The sequence below is a fragment of the Kineococcus sp. G2 genome, from assembly GCF_037154035.1.
Classification (GTDB): domain Bacteria; phylum Actinomycetota; class Actinomycetes; order Actinomycetales; family Kineococcaceae; genus Kineococcus.
Map to the genome: position 1 here is coordinate 1 of NZ_JBBBEM010000095.1, position 19038 is coordinate 19038.

12 protein-coding genes and 1 pseudogene are annotated in these 19038 nt (G+C 75.8%); 6 read left to right on the plus strand and 7 right to left on the minus strand.

The window, feature by feature from the left end:
* Positions 1 to 1104 precede the first annotated feature (1104 nt).
* Together V9U69_RS13945 and V9U69_RS13950 are read left to right on the plus strand one after the other, a co-directional pair.
* Positions 1105 to 2013 (plus strand): hypothetical protein, encoded by a 909-nt coding sequence (locus V9U69_RS13945; protein WP_337062433.1) that lies wholly within the window; start codon positions 1105 to 1107, stop codon positions 2011 to 2013.
* A gap of 2 nt (positions 2014 to 2015) precedes the next feature.
* Positions 2016 to 2546 (plus strand): DUF6912 family protein, encoded by a 531-nt coding sequence (locus V9U69_RS13950; protein ID WP_337062434.1) that lies wholly within the window; start codon positions 2016 to 2018, stop codon positions 2544 to 2546.
* Between the two features lie 41 nt (positions 2547 to 2587).
* Here V9U69_RS13950 and V9U69_RS13955 read toward each other — a convergent pair whose 3' ends face one another.
* On the minus strand, positions 2588 to 3088 hold the full coding sequence (locus tag V9U69_RS13955) for a DUF2505 domain-containing protein (RefSeq protein WP_337062435.1): 501 nt from the start codon (positions 3086 to 3088) through the stop codon (positions 2588 to 2590).
* A 112-nt stretch (positions 3089 to 3200) separates the two neighbouring features.
* Between V9U69_RS13955 and V9U69_RS13960 the strand changes: the two genes are divergently transcribed.
* On the plus strand, positions 3201 to 8123 hold the full coding sequence (locus V9U69_RS13960) for an NAD-glutamate dehydrogenase (RefSeq protein ID WP_337062436.1): 4923 nt from the start codon (positions 3201 to 3203) through the stop codon (positions 8121 to 8123).
* 68 nt (positions 8124 to 8191) lie between these two features.
* Positions 8192 to 9700, plus strand: coding sequence for a sensor histidine kinase (locus tag V9U69_RS13965; protein WP_337062519.1), 1509 nt, complete (start codon positions 8192 to 8194; stop codon positions 9698 to 9700).
* 97 nt (positions 9701 to 9797) lie between these two features.
* Here V9U69_RS13965 and V9U69_RS13970 read toward each other — a convergent pair whose 3' ends face one another.
* Complete coding sequence (locus tag V9U69_RS13970; RefSeq protein WP_166610479.1) at positions 9798 to 10046, minus strand: WhiB family transcriptional regulator; 249 nt, start codon at positions 10044 to 10046, stop codon at positions 9798 to 9800.
* Positions 10047 to 10433: 387 nt separating this feature from the next.
* Between V9U69_RS13970 and V9U69_RS13975 the strand changes: the two genes are divergently transcribed.
* The gene (locus tag V9U69_RS13975) at positions 10434 to 10853 is read left to right on the plus strand and encodes a hypothetical protein (RefSeq protein WP_337062437.1); all 420 of its coding nucleotides are present in this window, start codon (positions 10434 to 10436) and stop codon (positions 10851 to 10853) included.
* Between the two features lie 33 nt (positions 10854 to 10886).
* On the opposite strand, the gene V9U69_RS13980 is transcribed toward V9U69_RS13975, so the two are convergent.
* The 4 genes from V9U69_RS13980 to V9U69_RS13995 all read right to left on the minus strand — a co-directional run bounded on the left by V9U69_RS13980 (position 10887) and on the right by V9U69_RS13995 (position 17191).
* On the minus strand, positions 10887 to 11765 hold the full coding sequence (locus V9U69_RS13980; RefSeq protein WP_337062438.1) for a SigB/SigF/SigG family RNA polymerase sigma factor: 879 nt from the start codon (positions 11763 to 11765) through the stop codon (positions 10887 to 10889).
* Entirely contained in the window at positions 11762 to 12184 is a 423-nt protein-coding gene (locus tag V9U69_RS13985) for an ATP-binding protein (protein WP_337062439.1), read from the minus strand. The genes V9U69_RS13980 and V9U69_RS13985 overlap by 4 nt, the downstream gene beginning before the upstream one ends.
* A gap of 166 nt (positions 12185 to 12350) precedes the next feature.
* Positions 12351 to 12890, minus strand: coding sequence for a GNAT family N-acetyltransferase (locus V9U69_RS13990; RefSeq protein ID WP_337062441.1), 540 nt, complete (start codon positions 12888 to 12890; stop codon positions 12351 to 12353).
* Entirely contained in the window at positions 12887 to 17191 is a 4305-nt protein-coding gene (locus V9U69_RS13995) for an FtsK/SpoIIIE domain-containing protein (protein WP_337062442.1), read from the minus strand. The genes V9U69_RS13990 and V9U69_RS13995 overlap by 4 nt, the downstream gene beginning before the upstream one ends.
* A gap of 158 nt (positions 17192 to 17349) precedes the next feature.
* Here V9U69_RS13995 and V9U69_RS14000 point away from each other — a divergent pair.
* Positions 17350 to 17973, plus strand: a pseudogene (locus V9U69_RS14000) (ATPase, T2SS/T4P/T4SS family); the annotation flags it as partial.
* Between the two features lie 89 nt (positions 17974 to 18062).
* On the opposite strand, the gene V9U69_RS14005 reads toward V9U69_RS14000, so the two are convergent.
* The gene (locus V9U69_RS14005) at positions 18063 to 18776 is read right to left on the minus strand and encodes a DUF3800 domain-containing protein (protein WP_337062444.1); all 714 of its coding nucleotides are present in this window, start codon (positions 18774 to 18776) and stop codon (positions 18063 to 18065) included.
* Positions 18777 to 19038 lie beyond the last annotated feature (262 nt).

Consider the following 19038-nt stretch of genomic DNA (forward strand, 5'->3'; position numbering starts at 1 on the left):
TGGGAGAGTAGGTCACCGCCGGCCACTCACTCTTGTGAGAAGTGGTGCGAGAGCACTTGCGGGGAGCTCACCTTCGGGTGAGCTCCCCGCGTTCGTTTCAGCGCCTTCCAGGTTGCGTGAGAGCCTGGTGGTACGCACGACATCTGAACAGCGACGAGGAGCCCGCACGCTGCGGGCAGGTGGGAGAACGGCATGTCTGAATCCCGGCCCAGGGGCCGTGACGAGGGGCGTCCCGCCTCCGGTGGTGGCCGCCCGCGCCAGGGCGGTGCGCCCACCGGTCGAGGCCCCCGCTCCTCGTCGCCCGACCGTCGTGACGGTGCTCCTCGTCGTGGTCCCGCCTCCGGTGGTTCTCCCCGTGACGGCGCGAGCGGCCGTGACCGCACCGAACGCCCTCGCCGTGACGGCTCCACCACCTCTCGGTCGGACGGCTCGCAGGGCGTACGCCGCCCCGCGGGCGGTGGTGCCGAACGGCCTGGCCGGGGGGTGCGTGACGCAGCGGGTCGCAGCAGCGGTGGCGCTGCGGAGAAGCGTCCCCGGTGGGGTGCTCCTGCGGCTGATCGTCCGCAGGGCGGACGCTGGCAGCGGGACGATCGCACCTCCTCCGGCCGCGACCAGCGCGAGCGTGGACGGGACGAACGCCGTCAGAGCGGTGCAGCGTCGCGTCCGGAGCGCAGCGACCGGCCGTGGTCCCGCGACGGCCGCCCCCAGGAGCGCACCGGTGAGCGACCCGGCGGCGCCGGCCGCACGGGCGACCGCGGGCCCCGGCGCGACGAGCGGGCTGCGCGCGGTGAGGACCGCGGGTTCCGCCGGGACGATCGCACCTCCTCCGGCGACCGCGAGCGCACGGGTACCAGGGACCCGCGTGGCACGGCCTCGCGTGAGCAGCGTGGGCCGCGTCCGTACGCCGGCCAGCGCGACGACCGACGGGAGCAGCGCGGTGGTCCGCGTCGTGACGACCGCGGTCCTGTCCGGGGTGGTGCACGTCCCCCTCGTCCCCAGCGCGACGGTGACCGTCGTGACGAGCAGTCGCGTTCGGCGCGCCCCGCTCGTCCCGCCGGTCCACGCATCCCCGACGACATCACCGGCCGGGAGCTGGCTCCCGACGTGCGGCGCTCGCTGCAGGGGCTGCCCGCCGAGAACGTGGACGCGGTCGCCCGTCACCTCGTGGCGAGCGGGCGGCTCGTCGACACCGACCCCGAGCGCGCCTGGCAGCACGCTCTGGCGGCGCAGCGGCGCGGTGGACGCATCGCCGCGGTGCGCGAGGCCGCTGCGATCGCGGCGTACAAGGCCGGGCACTTCCGCGAAGCCCTCGCGGAGTTCCGCACCGCGCGACGCATGACCGGGGACGACAGCTACCTGCCGCTCATGGCTGACTGCGAGCGCGGTCTCGGGCGACCGGAGCGCGCGCTGGACCTGGCCTCCACCCCGGAGGTCGCGCGACTCGACCCGGCGGCGAAGGTGGAGATGCTCATCGTCGCCGCCGGTGCCCGGGCGGACCTCGGGCAGCGCGAAGCCGCCGTCGTCGCGCTGCAGGTGCCGCAGCTGCGCGCCGCCGGCCGCGCTCCGTGGCGAGCCCGCCTCTGGTACGCGTACGCCGACGCCCTCCTCGCCGTCGGGCGCGAGGCCGAGGCGCGGGAGTGGCTGGAGAAGGCCGCCGGCGCGGACGCCGAGGGCGAGACGGACGCTGCGGAGCGCCTCGCCGAGCTGGACGGGGTCGTCTTCGACGAGGAGTACTTCGAGGACCTCGACGACTCGGAGGAGACGGCCGACGAGAGCTCCGACGACTCGGAGGAGACGGCCGCCGAGAGCTCCGACGACTCGGAGGAGACGGCCGCCGAGAGCTCCGACGACTCGGAGGAGACGGCCGCCGAGAGCTCCGACGACTCGGAGGAGACGGCCGCCGAGAGCTCCGACGACTCGGAGGAGACGGCCGACGAGGACGCCGTGCTCGACGCCGCAGGGGTGCAGGAGGACGTTCCCGGAGCGGGGGACGTCCCCGGCGAGGAGGACTGAGGGTGCGCGTCTACTGGCCCACCACCCTGACCGCGCTGGCCGCGGCCGCACCCTCCGGGGTGCTGGCCGCGGCTCCCGCCGCCGTCCACGCCGTCACCCCGGCCCTGCGGGAGTTCTACGCCGACGCGGACCCGCGGGAGCTCGAGGAGGAGCTGGAGTACGCGGCGATGAGCGACGCCGCCGAGCAGTCCCTGCGTCTGCTGGCCACCGCGCCCGCCGGCACCGCCCCCCGGCGGGTCGTGCTGGCCCTCGAGGTGCCGGAGCGCGCGCTGCCCCGCCCGGACGCCGCCGGCTGGTCGGCTCCGGAGCGCTCCCGGGTCGTGCTGGACTCGGACCTGACGCTCGGTGCGCTGGTGAGCGTGCACGTCGACGACGGCGACGCGGAGGAGGACGTGCGGGCCGCGGTGGCGGCGCTGCCCGCGGCCGACGCGGGCGACGACGACGCCCGCTTCACCGTGGAGTCGGCCGAGGGGCACGAGCTGCTCTGGTACGACGCGACCGAGCTCCCCCTCCTGCTGGCCGCGGGGGCCTGAGCCGCGGGCCCCGACGCCGTCCGGACCGGCGACCGGAGCGCTCAGCCGGCGAGGCGCTCCCGAGCCAGCTGGACCTCGGCGCGCACGAGGTCCAGCAGGCCCGGCAGTGCGGCCTGCTCCACGCTGGCGCCGAACAGGGGCACGTCCACGGACAGCGCGCCGGTGAGCTCGTGCTCGCAGCCGTCCTCCGCGGCGGGCCGCAGGCGCGCACGGGCCTCCAAGCGCACGGGCGCGCCGCGCACCGTCAGCTCCAGGGAGCCGTCGCGGGACCCGTCGGGGTCCGCCGCCCCCCACCGCTCCACCTGCTCCACGACGGCGGTGGCGCCCAGGTAACCGGCGGCCACGCGGGGCAGGCCGGCGGTGCCGACGGTGCGGGTGCTGCGCACCACCGTCGCGCCGCCCTCGGTGCCCACCTCCTCGGTGTGCTCCACGGCGCCCGAGCGCACGGCCCGCTCGGCGAGGAAGCCGGGATCGGTGAGCAGCGCGAAGACGGCCTCGGGCGGGCCCGGCAGGGGGGAGCGCTCGGTGAACGGCGTGGGCACGCGGCGACTGTACGGGGCTCGCGCACCCCTCGCCTCGCGGCGCCCGACCGGTGCGTCCGGGCGCAGGGCACTAGGGTCGGGAGGGCGAAGCCACCGGCCACCCGGAGCAGTGATGCCCGTCTCGACCCAGTTCTCGACCACCACCGAGCTGCGGCCGCTCGTGCGCTCGGCCGCCGCGGCGCGCGGGCCCGCCTGGAACACCGCGCCCGAGGCGCTGCGCCCCGCCACGGCCGCCGAGCGCGTGCTGCTGGACTACTTCGCGCACACCGCGGTGGAGGACCTGCGCGAGCGCGCGCCGCAGGACCTGGCCGCCGCCGTCTCCTCCCACCTGGCGCTGGGGCGCAGGCGCGGGGCGGGCGCGACGCTCGTGCGGGTCGTGGCCGGTGAGGAGGCGGGCGCCGGCCCGTCGCGGTCGGTCGTGGAGGTCGTCACCGACGACACGCCGTTCCTCGTCGACAGCCTCACCTCCGCGCTCACGCGCACCGGCCGCGGCATCCACCTGCTCGTGCACCCGCGCCTGGCGGCGCGGCGCGACCCCGACGGGGCCCTGCAGGACCTGCACGACGTGGCGACCGCGCCCCCGTCGGAGCCGGCCGAGAGCTGGATCCGCATCGAGGTCGACCGGGACAGCGGCGCCGACGACCGGGAACGGCTGCAGCGGGAGCTCGTGGACGTCCTCGACGACGTGCGCGCCGCCGTGCGGGGGTGGCAGGCCATGCGTGCGCGCGCCACCCAGCTCGCCGACGAGCTGCAGCTCGACCCGCCGGTGGGCGTGGGTGACGAGGAGCTGCGGGTGGCCGAGCGGTTCCTGCGGTGGATGGCCGACGACCGCTTCACGTTCCTCGGCTACCGCGAGTACGACCTGCGCGAGGACGCCGGTGAGGTGGTCCTCGCGGCCCGCCCGGAGACCGGGCTGGGGGTGCTGGCCGAACGCCTGGGCCGCAGCACGGGGCGCGTGCGCCGGCTGTCGGGTCCGGTGCGGGAGAAGGCCGCCGAGCCGCAGGTGCTGGTGGTGACGAAGGCGAACGCGCGGGCCACGGTGCACCGGCCCGCCTACCTGGACTACGTGGGCGTGAAGAAGTTCGACGCCTCCGGCCGCGTCACCGGCGAGCGGCGCTTCCTGGGCCTGTTCACCTCCAGCGCGTACACGGACCCCGTCCGGCAGGTGCCGGTGGTGGCGGAGAAGGTCTCCGAGGTGCTGGCGCGCGCCGGCTTCGGCGCCGACGGGCACTCGGCGAAGGACCTGCTGAGCATCCTGGAGACGTTCCCGCGCGATGAGCTGCTGCAGGCGGACGTGGAGCACGTCCTGGCCACCTCGCTGGCGGTGCTGCGCCTGCAGGAACGCCGCCGCACCCGCCTGTTCGTGCGCCGCGACCCCTACCGGCGGTTCATGTCCTGCCTGGTGTTCCTGCCGCGCGACCGGTACACCACGCGGGTCGGTGCGCGCATCGAGGAGCTGCTGCGCGAGGCGTTCGACGGCGGGTCCGTGGAGCACACGCTGCGGGTGTCGGAGTCCGTGCTGGCGCGCCTGCACGTGGTGGTGCGCGCGCGCCCCGGCGAGGAGCTGCCGGACGTCGACGTGGCCGAGCTGGAGGCCCGGGTGGCGCGCGCCACCCGCAGCTGGGACGACGACCTGCTGGACGCGGCCCGCGCGGAGCTGGGGGAGGAGCCCGGGGCGGCGCTGGTGCGCCGCTGGGCGGCGGGCGTACCGGGCAGCTACCGCGCGGCGGTGGACCCCGCGCAGGCCGTGCACGACCTGCAGCGGGCCGAGGAGCTGCTGACCCGCACCGGGCCGGACGGCGACGCGGCGCCCGTCCTGGACCTGCGCGACGCCGAGGGGGAGCCGCGCACGTGGCGGCTGACGTCCTACCGCAGCGCACCGGTCACGCTCAGCGCGGTGCTGCCCTTCCTGGCGGACCTCGGGGTGGAGGTGACCGACGAGCGCCCGCACGTGCTGGTGCGCGAGGACGGCCGCCGGGTGTGGGTGGACGACGTGGGTCTGCGGTTGCCGGTGGACGTGCGCAACCTCGACGCCGACCCGGCGGCGGCGCGGGCGCGCTTCTGCGAGGCGTTCGCCGCGGCGTGGAGCGGCGCGGCCGACAGCGACGCCCTGGCCCGCCTGGTGCTGGCCGCGCAGCTGTCCTGGCGGCAGGTGGCGGTGCTGCGGGCGCTGACGCGCTACCTGCGGCAGGTGGGGCTGGCGTACTCGGTGGAGTACGTCGCCGGTTGCCTGCTGGGGGACGTGGGCCTCACCCGCGCGCTCGTGCGCCTGTTCGAGGCGCGGTTCGCGCCGTCGCGGCCCGGGCAGGACGGCCAGCGCGCGGAGGTCGTCGAAGCGCTCGTGGAGGAGACCACGGGGGCGCTGGACGGCGTGGAGGGCCTGGACGCCGACCGGATCCTGCGGGCGCTGTTCTCGGTGGTGCGGGCGGTGCTGCGCACCAACGCCTACCAGTGCGGTGCGGACGGCGAACCGCACCCGTACCTGTCGTTCAAGCTCGACCCCTCGCAGGTGGAGGGGATGCCCGCACCGGTCCCGCACGCGGAGGTGTGGGTGTACTCCCCGCGGGTGGAGGGCGTGCACCTGCGCTTCGGGGAGGTGGCGCGGGGGGGCCTGCGCTGGTCGGACCGGCGCGAGGACTTCCGCACCGAGGTCCTCGGACTGGTGAAGGCGCAGGTGGTGAAGAACGCCGTCATCGTGCCCACCGGCGCCAAGGGCGGTTTCGTCGCCAAGCAGCTGCCCGACGCCTCCGTGGACCGCGACGCCTGGTGGGCGGAGGGCACCGCCTGCTACCGCACCTTCATCTCCGGTCTGCTGGACGTCACCGACGACCTGCGCACGGAGGAGGGGCGGCGCCGGGTGGTGCCGCCGGTGGACGTGGTGCGCTACGACGGCGACGACCCGTACCTCGTGGTCGCCGCCGACAAGGGCACCGCGACGTTCTCCGACACCGCCAACGAGATCGCCCTGGCGCGCGGGTTCTGGCTCGGTGACGCGTTCGCCTCCGGCGGGTCGGTCGGCTACGACCACAAGGCGATGGGCATCACCGCGCGCGGGGCGTGGGAGAGCGTGCGCCGGCACTTCCGCGAACTCGGCCACGACGTGCAGACCGAGCCCACCACCGTCGTCGGCGTGGGCGACATGAGCGGCGACGTGTTCGGCAACGGGATGCTGCTGAGCCGGCAGCTGCGGCTGGTGGCGGCGTTCGACCACCGCCACGTGTTCCTGGACCCGGACCCCGACCCGGAGGCCTCGTACGCCGAGCGGCGCCGGCTGTTCGAGCTGCCGCGCTCGTCGTGGGCGGACTACGACCGCTCCCTGATCAGCGCCGGCGGCGGCGTGTACAGCCGCAGCGCGAAGTCGGTGCCGATCAGCGAGCAGGTGGCCCGCAGCCTCGGCCTTCAGGCGGGGGTGAGCGCCCTGACGCCGATCGAGCTGGTGCGTGCGATCCTCACCGCCCCGGTGGACCTGTTCTGGAACGGCGGCATCGGCACCTACGTCAAGGCGTCCACCGAGTCGCACGCCGAGGTGGGCGACAAGGCCAACGACGCGGTGCGCGTGGACGGCGCGCAGTTGCGGGTCCGGGTCGTGGGTGAGGGCGGCAACCTCGGCCTGACCCAGCGCGGGCGGATCGAGGCGGCCACCGCCGGTCGCGGTGGGCAGGGCGTGAAGCTGAACACCGACGCCATCGACAACTCCGCCGGCGTGGACTGCAGCGACCACGAGGTCAACATCAAGATCCTGCTGGACCAGCTCGTGACCCGCGGGCAGCTGCAGGCCGCGGACCGCGACGCGACGCTGCTGCGGATGACCGACGAGGTCGGCCGCCTGGTGCTGCGGGACAACTACGAGCAGAACGTCGCGCTCAGCGTGGAGGGCACCTTCGCGGCCGGTCTGCTGCCGGCGCACCGCCGGATGCTGGAGGCGCTGCAGCGCAGCGGGGAGCTGGACCGCCGGCTGGAGGCGCTGCCGTCCGCGGAGGACCTAGACCGTCGCGCGCGGGAGGGGCGCGGGCTGACGATGCCGGAGCTGTCGGTGCTGATCGCGTACGCGAAGATCTCCCTGGGCCGGGCGGTGCTGGCCTCGCCGCTGCCGGACGAGGGCTGGGTCGAGGACGCGTTGCGGTCCTACTTCCCCGCGGAGCTGGTGGAGCGGTTCGGTGAGCACCTGCTCGAGCACCCGCTGCGCCGCGAGATCGCCACGACGGTCCTGGTGAACCGGGTCGTGGGCACCGGTGGGCTCACGTTCGCGTTCCGCGCGGCGGAGGAGACCGGGGCGGAGCCGGCGGACGTGGTCCGCGCCTTCGCCGTGGCGGCGCGCGTGTTCGGGCTGGACGAGCGGGCGGCGGCCGTGGAGGCCCTCGACGGGCGCGTGGCGGCCGAGGTGCAGGCGCGCATGCGCCAGCGGGCGCAGCGCCTGCTGGACCGCAGCGTGCGCTGGTTGCTGCACTCGCGTCCGGAGGGCGTGGACGTGGCTGCCGAGGTCGCCCGCTTCGCCGGCCCGGTCGGCGAGCTGGCCCCGCGGGTGCCGGAGCTGGCGCGCGGGGAGGACGCGGCCGTGGTGCGGGTGGACGCGGAGGGGTTCGCCGCCGCCGGGGTGCCGGCCGGTGAGGCGCTGCGGGTGGCGTCGCTGCTGCCGACCTTCGCGCTGCTGGACGTGGTGGAGGTGGCCGGTGCCACCGGTCGCGAACCGGCCGAGGTGGCCGACGTCTGGTTCGAGCTGTCCGGTCGCCTGGACGTGGAGACGCTGCTGAGCAGCATCGCCGAGCTGAGCAGGGAGGACCGGTGGCACTCGCTGGCCCGGGCCGCGCTGCGCGAGGACCTGTACGGGGTGCTGCGGGACCTGACGGCCTCCGTGCTGGAGCACGCGAGCGGGGTGGGCGCCGCGGCGGCGGTGGGGGCGTGGGAGGAGTCGCACGCCCCGGCGGTGCGGCGTGCGCGCGCCACCCTGCAGGAGGTCGCGGCGTCCGGGCGCAGCGACCTGGCGTCGCTGTCGGTGGCGCTGCGGGTGCTGCGCTCGGTGGTGCGGGCGGGGTGAGCGGTCGCCGGGGCGGACGGGGTGATCGTGCTGCGGCGGGCGCGCCGTAGGCTTCGGAGGTGCCCACCATGGCTGACCTGCTGCAGTCCGAGACCGGCCTGGGCCCCGCCGAGGCCGAGTGGCTCCGGTTGCTCGTCGGCGACTGGCAGCTGATCTCCGACCTGTCCTTCGCGGACCTCGTGCTGTGGGTGCCGTCGGCGGACCGGCAGCACTTCGTGGCGGTGGCGCACTGCCGGCCCACCACCGGGCCCACCGTGCACTACGACGACGTGGTCGGCGCGGTCCTGGAGCGCGGCCGCCGCCCGCAGGTGGACACCACCTTCGACGAGGCGCGCAGCCTGCGCGGCCGCGACCCCGAGTGGGACGACGACGTGCCGGTGCGCGAGGAGACGATCCCGGTGGTGCGCGAGGGCGTCGTGCTCGGGGTGCTGGCCCGCCACACCAACCTGGCGACCTCCCGCACGCCCAGCCGACTGGAGCTGAACTACGTCAAGTGCGCCGACGACCTCACGCGCATGATCGCCGTGGGGGACTTCCCGCAGACGTCGGCCCCCACCGGCCCGCGGCGCGGCGCACCCCGGGTGGGGGACGGGATGCTGCGCCTGGACGCCGACGGCGTGGTCACCTACGCCAGCCCCAACGCCCTGTCGGCGTTCCACCGCGCCGGGCTCATCGGCGAGCTGGTGGGGGCGAACCTGGCCGAGGTGGCGTCGTCGCTGGCGGCCAGCCACCTGCCGGTGGACGAGTCGCTGCCGCTGGTGGTCACCGGCCGGGCGCCGTGGCGCACCGACCTGGAGACCGAGGCCGCCACCCTGGCGATGCGCGCCATCCCGCTGACGCGCCGCGAGGGCGGTGGCCCGCCGACGCGGGTGGCGGCGCTGCTGCTGGTGCGCGACGTGTCCGAGCTGCGCCGCCGCGAGCGCGAGCTGATGACGAAGGACGCGACGATCCGGGAGGTGCACCACCGCGTCAAGAACAACCTGCAGACCGTGGCGGCGCTGCTGCGGCTGCAGGCGCGGCGCATCACGTCCGAGGAAGGGCGTTCGGCGCTGCAGGAGGCGATGCGCCGGGTGGAGACCATCGCGACGGTGCACGAGACGCTGTCGCAGGGCATCGACGAGAACGTCGACTTCGACCAGGTCCTGGACCGCTGCCTGATGATGGCTGCCGAGGTGGCGATGTCGAACGCCGAGCGGGTGCGCACGGTGCGCGAGGGCCGCTTCGGCGAGGTGCGCCAGGAGGACGCCACGGCGCTGGCGCTGGTGCTCACCGAGCTGGTCACCAACGCCGTCGAGCACGGCTTCGGGGCCGGGCGCGCCGGCACCGTCGTGGTCAAGGTCGAGCACACCGGCGAGGACCGCCTGGAGGTCGTGGTCAGCGACGACGGGGTGGGCCTGCCGGAGGACTTCCAGGTGGGGCGCTCCGGCCTGGGCACGCAGATCGTGCGGTCCCTGGTGGCGGGGGAGCTGCGCGGGCGGATGGAGTTCGGGCCCGGCGAGTCCGGCGGCACGCAGGTGCGCCTGGACGTGCGGGTGCGGCGCGGCTCGTCGCCGCTGGGGAGCGTGCGCAGCCGGTGAGGTCGCCCGCCGGCGCGCCGGCCGCACGCGAGGAGGGCCCCCACCCGGTGGGTGGGGGCCCTCCTCGGCGGCCGCGCGGGGCGGCCGGGAGCCGGTGTCAGCCGGCGCGGCGGGCGCGGGCGGCGCGGCGCTTGAGGGCACGGCGCTCGTCCTCGCTCATGCCGCCCCAGACGCCGGAGTCCTGGCCGGTCTCCAGCGCCCACTTCAGGCAGCTGTCCACGACCTCGCAGCGCCGGCAGACGGCCTTGGCCTCCTCGATCTGCAGGATGGCCGGGCCGGTGTTGCCGATGGGGAAGAACAGCTCGGGGTCTTCGTCGAGGCAGGCAGCACGGTGGCGCCAGTCCATGGGGGGTCCACTCCTTCTTCGCGTTGCGGTCTCAGTGCGCGCGACGGTCCGCTGTCACACGGGTGTCACGCGGGATCCCTGAGCACCGGCAGCGCCGGCGGTGCCTGGACGCACGGGCCCTGGTCCTCGAGGGATCGGGGGTGACGTGCGTCGGGGATCGCGTCGGCATCAAGGTTCACACTCCGCGGCGCGTCCCACAAGAGGGGGGCACCGACGGGTCGTGGAGAACCCGTGTCAGGTTCGTCACACGGACTTAACACGGACGACCCCTTTCGGCAATCCCAGGGACCTAGGACGGTGAGAGCCCGGGGTTCCGGGCCCGGGAACCGCTCGGTGCGGCGGTGCGGCCGGCGACCGCCGGGGGCGAGCGGCCTTACGGTGCTCCTCGTGCCCGACCGTGCCGCGCCCCGTCCCTCCTCCCAGCGTGGGGGTGGACCCGCTCGTTCGCCACTGCTGACCGCCGTCGCCGTGGTCGTCGTGCTGGAGGCGGTGCTCCTCGTGGCCGGTGCCGCCTACCTCGCGCACGGGCTGCTGGTGGAGGACGCCACCGAGCCGGTGGCCGCCGTGGTGCTCACGCTGACGACCCTGGCCTTCGCCGCCGGCCTCGCCCTGTGCGCGCACGGGCTGCTGCAGCGGGCGGCGTGGGCCCGCTCACCGGTGCTGGTGTGGCAGCTGCTGCAGCTGGCGGCCGGGTGGCCGGCCTTCAGCGGCGGCGCGCCCTGGCTGGGGGTGCTGCTGGTGGTGCCGGCAGCCCTGGTGCTCGTGGGGTTGTTCCTGCCCCCGGTGTCGGCCCAGCTGTCCCGCTGACCCCGCACCGCCGGCAGCCGCCCGCCGCGGCGCTCACTCCTGCTGCGGGCCCAGCCCCTCGCGCAACTGGGTCAGGGTGCGGGCGAGCAGCCGGGAGACGTGCATCTGCGAGATCCCCACCTCGGCGGCGATCTGCGCCTGCGACATGCCGCGCACGAAGCGCAGGGCCAGGATGCGCCGCTCGCGGGGGGCCAGCGACGACAGCAGCGGCCGCAGCGCCTCGCGGTTCTCCACGTTCTCCAGGCGGTCGTCCACGCTGCCGAGGGAGGCGACGGGGGAGGTGGGCGAACCGGTGTCCAGGGGCAGGGTGGCGTAGGCGTTCGCCGACTCCAGCGTCTCCACGACCTCGTCGGCGTCCTGCCCGGTGCGCGCGGCGAGCTCCGCGATCGTCGGCGCGCGCCCCAGCTCGTGGGTCAGCGCCTCGCGCGCGTCGGACAGGGCCCGCCCGGCCTCCTGCACGCGCCGCGGCACCCGCATCGCCCACCCGCGGTCGCGGAAGTGCCGCTTGATCTCCCCCAGCATCGTGGGCACGGCGTAGGCGCCGAACGGCACGCCCCGCTCGGGGTCGAAGCGGTCCAGCGCCTTCAGCAGGCCGATGGTGGCCACCTGCACGAGGTCGTCGTGCGGTTCCCCGCGCCCGTGGAAGCGCGCCGCCAGGTGCTCGGCCAGCGGCAGGTGGCGGCGGGTCAGCTCCTCGCGCACCCGCGCCCGTTCGGGGTCGTCCGCGGGCAGGCGCGCCAGCAGTTCGTGCAGCGACGCCTCCTCCGGCTGCGGCGCGCGGTGGTGCTCGTCGGGCAGCTCGTCCGCCGGGGGTGCGTCGACCGGCGGCTCACCGGGTGCGCCGCCCCCGCGGGTCCCCCGCGCCGCCGGCAGCGGGGACGCCGCCGCGCCGGCCGCGGGGTCGCCGCTCACACGGCCCCCGACGGCGCGCCCGGCGCGCCGCCTGCGCCCTTGCTGTGCCGCAGCACGATCCAGGCGCCGGAGGAGGACGTGCCGGTGAAGACCTCACCGACCAGGGCCTCCAGCACGGCCCAGGCGAAGCTGGAACGCTCGGGCAGCTCACGCGCGGGTCCCCGCACCTCCACCTCCAGGCTCCCGTCGCCCAGGCGGAACGTGGCGACCAGGTGCTGAGCACCCGCCGCCGGGTCCAGCAGCAGCGTGCACGCCTCGTCGACCGCGATGCGCAGGTCCTCGATCTCGTCGAGCGTCAGGTCGAGCCGCGCGGCCAGTCCGGCGCTCGCGGTGCGCACCACCGTCAGGTAGGCGGGGTCCGCGGGCACGCGGAGCTCGACGAGGTCGCTGGCCTGCTCGACGGCCGTGGTGGTCGACACGTGGGAGTCCTCTCGGGGCCGGCCCGGTGGGCCGGCGTGCTGCGCGGGGGTCGGGGGCGGGGTGGTGCCCGGGCGGCTCCGGCGGTGAACCGGGTGCACGGTGCAGCTTCGCACGGGCGGGGCGTTCACAGCGTGACGGTCCGTCACGTTCCGGCCGGGCGGGCCATCAGGGGCGGGGGTGGTGCCCCGGTGGCGCCAGCCGGGCCAGGCCCTCGCCGTCCAGGCGCCACACGGTCCACTCCTCCTGCGGTGCGGCACCCAGGGTGCGGTAGAAGGCGTGGGCGGGGGTGTTCCAGTCCAGCACCCACCACTCCAGGCGGCCGTAGCCGCGCTCGGCGCACAGCGTCCCCAGTCGGCCGAAGAAGGAGCGGGCGATGCCGCGGCGGCGGTGCTCGGGACGCACGTACAGGTCCTCCAGCCACATGCCCCGCTGGCCCTGCCAGGTCGAGAAGGTGGTGTACCACAGCGCCATCCCGGCCACCTCGGCACCGGTGGGACCGTCCACCTCGGCGAGCAGGCAGCCGATGCCGCTGCCCGGCTCCAGCGCCCGGGCGAAGTCGTCGCCGGTGGCCGTGGCGGCCGACGGTTCGCGCTCGTACTCGGCCAGCTCCCGGACGAGCTGGGCGATCACCTCGCCGTCCGCGGGTGTCGCCTCCCGCAGCCGCACGCCGGCCGGTGTGGTGGTCACGTCCTCGGTGGTGCTCACCGCTCCACCGTAGGCGGCGGGGGTGAGCCGTCCGGGAGCGCCACCCGCACCGAGGTCCAGGTGCCGTCGGTGACGGCGAAGCCGGCCCCGGGGCCGGCGGCCGGTGCGAGCACCGCGCGCCGGCCGAGGACGTCGGCGGGAACCTGGCCACCGCGTCCCAGCAGCACCGCGGTGCGGGCCGCGCGCAGCTGCGCGGGCAGCCCGCGGAAGGCCGCGGCGACCTCGGTGCCGTCGGCCGCGGCCACCAGCACCGCACCGCCCGGCCCGCCCCGCGACACCGCCAGCAGCACGTCCTCCACCGCCGGCGGCAGCGCGCGGGTGGCGTCGTCCACGAGCACGACGGCTCCAGGGGTCTCCACCACCCGGCGCAGCCCCTCGGCGTCCTGCGCACCGGTCCACACCGCGCCGGGGAAGGCGGCCCGGGCGGCGCGATCGGCCGTGACCACGGCCACCGGGGGCGGATCGTCGCGACGCGCCAGCGCTGCGGCCACCGCCCGCAGCGCGGTCGTCCGCCCGCTGCGGGCCGGGCCGCACACGAGCACCCCGCCGGCCAGGTCCACCAGCACCGGGGACGCGTCGTCCCCGCCCACGCCGAGCGGCACGGTGGTGCCCGCGAGGACCGGCAGCCGCTCCACCGGCACCGAGGCCGGCAGCGCCCGCACCCGCACCAGCGCGCGCCGTCGCGCGGACCCCACCGGTGCCGGGGAGGGACCGGGGGCGGCGACCTGCACCTCGGCGGCCTCCCGGTCGCGCACCAGCAGGCCCCTGCCCGCCGGCTGGACGACGGGCACCCGCTGGGCGGGCACCCCCACCAGCGCCGCGTCCGCGCGGTCGGCCAGGCGCAGCAGGACCACCTCGCCGGCCGCCGCGGCCACGGAGGAGGTCAGCAGGGCGCGGTCCCCGGTGACGGCCACGCGCACGCCCGCGGCGCTGCCCTCGCGCAGCAGGCGGGTGAACGCCTCCACCGGTGCGCCCAGGTCCACGCCCGCCAGGTCGGTGGCCCAGCCGTCCCAGCCGTCGGCGAGCAGCACCAGGTGCGGCAGCCGCCCCGCTCCCGGTACCCGCCGCGCCGCCTCCAGGTCGCGCACCCCCAGCTGCGCGAACAGCTCCCGGCGGCGCTGCACCTCCTCGACGAGGCGCTGCAGCAGGCGGCCCGCGCGCCACGGCTCGGAGCGCCCCACCACCGAACCCACGTGCGCCCGGTCCGCCAGGTCGGCCAGGGCGCCACCGCCGTCCAGCACGCTCACCTCCGCGTGCTCGTGGGCGGCCGCCTCGGCCAGGGCCCGCAGCAGCGTGCTCCGCCCGCTGCGCACGGCGCCGACCACGAGGAGGTGCTCGCCGGCCGCCAGGTCCCACGCGGCGCCCGCGCGCCGCTGCTCGTCGGGCAGGTCGAGCAACCCCCACGGCAGCACCGCCGCACCCGCCGCCGGGCGCGGCAGCTCCGCCACCGGCACGTGCGCCGGCAACGGCGGCAACCACGGCGCGGCGGACACGGGCCGCCCGCGCAGCGCCGCCGCCGTCCGCGCGGCGGCGACCACCCCCGCGAGCGCACCCGCGCGGTGCGCGGTCCCGGCGCCCGGTGCGGCGGTCTCGTCCGCCCGCCGCACCCGCACCTCCGACGGGTCGTCACCCGCCGCCAGCAGCGCGGTCTGGAACAGCTCCAGCCCGCCACCCCCGCGGCGCAGCACGGCCCGCCCCGGCACGTCGCCGCCGAAGGACGCCGGTGACGGGTCACCGACGACGTCCTCGGCGTCGGCGCGGTCCTGCACGCGCAGGGCGACGCGGGCGTTGGTGTTGGCGCGGATCTCCGGGCTGACCGCACCGGCGGGCCGCTGCGTGGCCAGCACCAGGTGCACGCCCAGGGAACGCCCCACGGCCGCCAGCCGCACCAGGCCGTCGACGAACTCCGGCAGCTCCTGCGCCAGCACCCGGAACTCGTCGACGACGACGACCAGCCGGGGCAGGTCCGCCGCAGCCGGGGAGGACGCCGCCACGTCCGCCACGTCGGCCGCACCCGCCGCCCCCAGCACGGCCTCGCGGCGGCGCACCTCGGCCCGCAGGCTGCGCAGCACCCGTCGCGCGAGGTGCTCGTCGAGGTCGGTGACCAGGCCCGCCACGTGCGGCAGGTCCGTGCAGCCGGCGAAGGCCGCGCCGCCCTTGTAGTCCACCAGCACGAACCGCACCGCGTCCGGCGGCGCCTGCAGCGCCAGGCTGGTCACCAGCGCCTGCAGGAGCACCGACTTGCCGGAACCGGTCGTCCCGGCCACCAGGACGTGCGGGCCGTCGGCCACGAGGTCCAGCCGGCACGGGCCGCTCGCGGTGGCTCCCAGCACCGCCACGGCCCCGGGCGCGCGCCGCTCCCAGGCGTCCGCGAGCGCTACCGGGTCCACGGCGGGGGCGCCCGCGGGTGCGGCCGGCCAGCCCAGCAGGGGCAGCAGCGCGACGCTCCGCGGCACCCCGGCCGCACCGGCCGGGGCGGCGTCGCGCACGGGCGCCAGGGCGCGGGCCAGCGCCCAGGCCCAGTCCTCCCGCACGGCGTCGGCGCGCACCGGTACCGCGGCGGCGCCCGAGGGGTGCAGCACGGCGTCGCCGGACGCGTCGGCCGCCAGTTCCAGCACCGCGGTGCACTCCGCCGGCAGGCGTGCGCGGTCGGTGTCCAGGCACAGCACGTGCAGCCCCTCGGTCGCGCCCTCGCGCAGCAGCAGGGTCAGGTGCGGGTCGGCGCGCCGGTCCGCGGAGCCGTCGACGAGGAGGACCACCGGTCGCGGGGTCGCGCCGGGCCCGCCGCCGCGCGCGGTGCGGGCGTCGCGGCGCCGCTCCAGCTCGGCGGCCAGCGCGGGCAGCACCCGGCCGTCACCGCCCGCACCCGACCGGGCGGACCCCGCCTGGTCGGGTGCCGCCTGGTCGGGTGCCGCGTGGTCGGACCCCGCGTGGGGCAGCAGGTCCAGCCAGCGCCAGTCCGCGCGGTCCCCGGCGAGGGCGAGGCCGGCCTCCTCGGGGCCGTGCCAGGCGACCACCTGCCCGACGAGCTGACGCAGCACCGCCAGCGCCAGCGGACGCGGGCCCGCCACCCCCAGCGGACCCGCCGTCAGGTCGACGGTGACCGGGACGTCGTCGAGGTCGCCCCCGGGCGGTGGCTCCGCGGCCGCCGGCTCCCCGCCGGTCGCCACGGGCTCCTCGACGACCACGGCGCTCGCCGCGCGCACGCGCCCGAGCCCCACGCGCAGCAGCAGGGCGTCGGGCGCGGTGCGGGTGCGCTCGTGCAGGCGGCTGCCCAGGTGCACGCACTGGGCCAGCACGTCGGCCGGCCCGGGTGCGGCGTCGTGCCGGCGGCGGTGCTCGTCGGCGAGGGACCGCGCGTGCGCGGCGCGCACCCGCTCGCGGGCGGCGCTGAGAGCGACCGCGTCGCGCTCGCGGGCGGCGCCCACCCCGCGGCGCTGGGACAGCCAGTGCCCACCGGCCAGGACCGGGGAAGCCAGGCCGAGCAGCAGCGACAGCGGGGACCACGCCAGTGCCAGGACCACGGCCACGGCGAGCGGCACCAGCAGCGCCAGCCACGGCACGCCGGGCAGTTCGCGCACCGGGCCGGGGGCGGGCCAGCGCAGCGGCGGGGCAGCGGGGCCCGCGCCGGGGGGACCCAGCCGGGGTGCGCGGTGCAGCAGCAGGTGGCCCTCGCCGTCCGGTCTGACCTCGGCAGCCTCCACGGCGGGTGGCGCCACGTGCAGCACGCTGGAGCCGACGAGCAGCCGGGCGCCCGGCTCCAGCACCAGCGCCTGCGCCACTTCGCGGCGCGCTCCGGGCAGCAGCAGGGCGGTGCCGTTGAGGGAGCCGGCGTCGTGGACGGTGACGGACCCGTCCACCGCCACGTCCAGCACCGCGTGGACGCGGGAGACCCCCGGGTCGGCCAGGGCCACGGCGGGAGCGGTCGCACCGCCGGCACGGCCGACGACGTGGCGGCCGGGCGGGAGGTCGACGCGGTGACCGCTGTCGGGACCGGAGGTCACCGCGACGGTCACGGCGCCCGCAGCAGCGGGCGCACCCGCCGGCGGGGGAGGACCGGCGGGTGCGCCGGCCACCGGGTCCGCGCCCACGGCGAGGACCGCGCCCCGCAGCAGCGGGGTCGCACCCAGCGGGGCGTGCTCGACGCAGGACCCGGCCACGCGCGGAACCCCCGGCCACGGCCCGGTGACGGCCTCGATCCGTTCGCGCACGCTCGACAGCGGGGTCCCCGCGGGTGCGTCGACGACGACGTCGGTGCCCCCGGGGCCGCCGACGCCGACGACCGTGAGGCGCAGACGCACCCCGTCAGGCTGCCGCCCGCACCGGTCCGGGTCGCCGCTGTCCACACCCCGGGAGCCGTGCCGGGGGTTGTCCACATCCCCCGGACGCGCGCGGCGGCTGCTGCCTACCGTGCTCGGGTGCGGAGGGGTTCCGCGGTTGCGGAGCGGAGGAGGTGCGCGTGGACGCGGTGCGGCTGGTCGAGGACGAGGTCCGGGCGGAACTGCGCCGCCGGATCTCCGCCGGGGGTTTCCGCGCCACGCCGCGGGAGCTGCACGCCCTCGTCGACGAGGCGGTCACCGGCTACGACCTGCGGTCGCTGGACGGGTCGCTGCCGTTCCTCGCCGACCGCTCGGCGGCGGTGCGCGAGGTGGTCGCCGCCGTGTCCGGTCACGGGCCGCTGCAGCGGTACTTCGACGACCCCGAGGTCGAGGAGATCTGGATCAACGAACCCGGCAAGGTGTTCGTCGCCCGCGGCGGCGTGCCGGAGCTGACCACGACGATCCTGGAGGAGGACGCCGTGGTGGAACTGGTGGAGCGGATGCTCGCCAGCACCGGCCGGCGCGTGGACCTGTCCAGCCCGTTCGTGGACGCCACCCTGCCGGACGGTTCCCGCCTGCACGTGGTCATCCCCGACATCACCCGCCGGCACTGGGCGGTGAACGTGCGCAGGTTCGTCGCCCGCGCCCGCCGCCTGGAGGACCTGGTGGAGCCGGGGGTGCTGTCGGCGCAGGCGGCGCGGTTCCTGGCGGCCGCGGTCGCCTCGGGGCTGAACGTGCTCGTCAGCGGGGCGACCCAGGCAGGTACTCATCCCCTGTATTGTGACTAAAGTCACCATCGGTGGGGTGGACGAGAATGCCGGCGTATGCGACTACTCAACGCGCGGCCAGGTCGTCAGGGCCAAGGCACTCGCCACGTCAAAACATGCTGATCGACAATGTCAACCATGTCGCTTAGAGCGGCTCTGGCGTTCGGATGCTTGTCCCAAGAGTTCCATTTTCGCTGTAGTGCGTATGCGACTATGTCCGCCATTTGGACGCCGGGACTCAGGCGGGAGTTTACAAAATGGATTGAGTCAATGATGGTTTCGAGTTTCCTGCCAGGAACGGGGCCATTGCCCCAATCTTGAAGATCGGCGACCATACTTACCGCTCGAAGTTCGTGTTCTTTCTGTTCATCTGCGATTACGATCTTATTGTCCATGGAATATCGGTCGAGCTTCTCAAGAAGGAACTGTAGGGCGAGAAGGTAGGCGTTAGTATCAAATTCACCGTTATACCGTGAGTTCAGTCGCTCTTTGCGGATGCTCGCATGAGCGATGCCGATATCCAAGTCTTTAAGGACTTGGATCGCGTCACTGTAAACGGACAGCAATTCTACTGGACTTTTCCCTTTCCAGTAACCCGTCCCGTTCCAAATCTCATTACCGTGCAATTCGAAGTCGGCTGGGACGTAGCCCAGATGCTTCCTTGCGATCTTCCGAAAAGCTTCGGCGAGTGGTCGGACTTTCGACTCGTCTACTACCGCACCAACGACTGTAAGCAGAGGTTGTTTTTTGGCTCCTTTACCCACGGAACCTGTCTCGTCGATGTAGATCAACTTCGCCACGACAAGATCCTAGGCCAACGGAGGGTGCCTGGCTCGTCACTTTGAGAGATATGGTCGATGGCCTAGCATCCCAGGTCCATCGCGGGACCCAAGGGCTGGCGGTGCTCGTCGCCAGGTTGACCCCTGTGCCTGTCGCTGAGTCACGGTGTTTCTGGGTCCGGGTCTGCTCCCTAGGAGTGTCCGTCCGGGCGCTCTCGCCTAGCACCTTGAGGAGTCGGCCATCTCGACGGCTCAGGGCAGAGGCCGGCTCGGGCGTTGACGT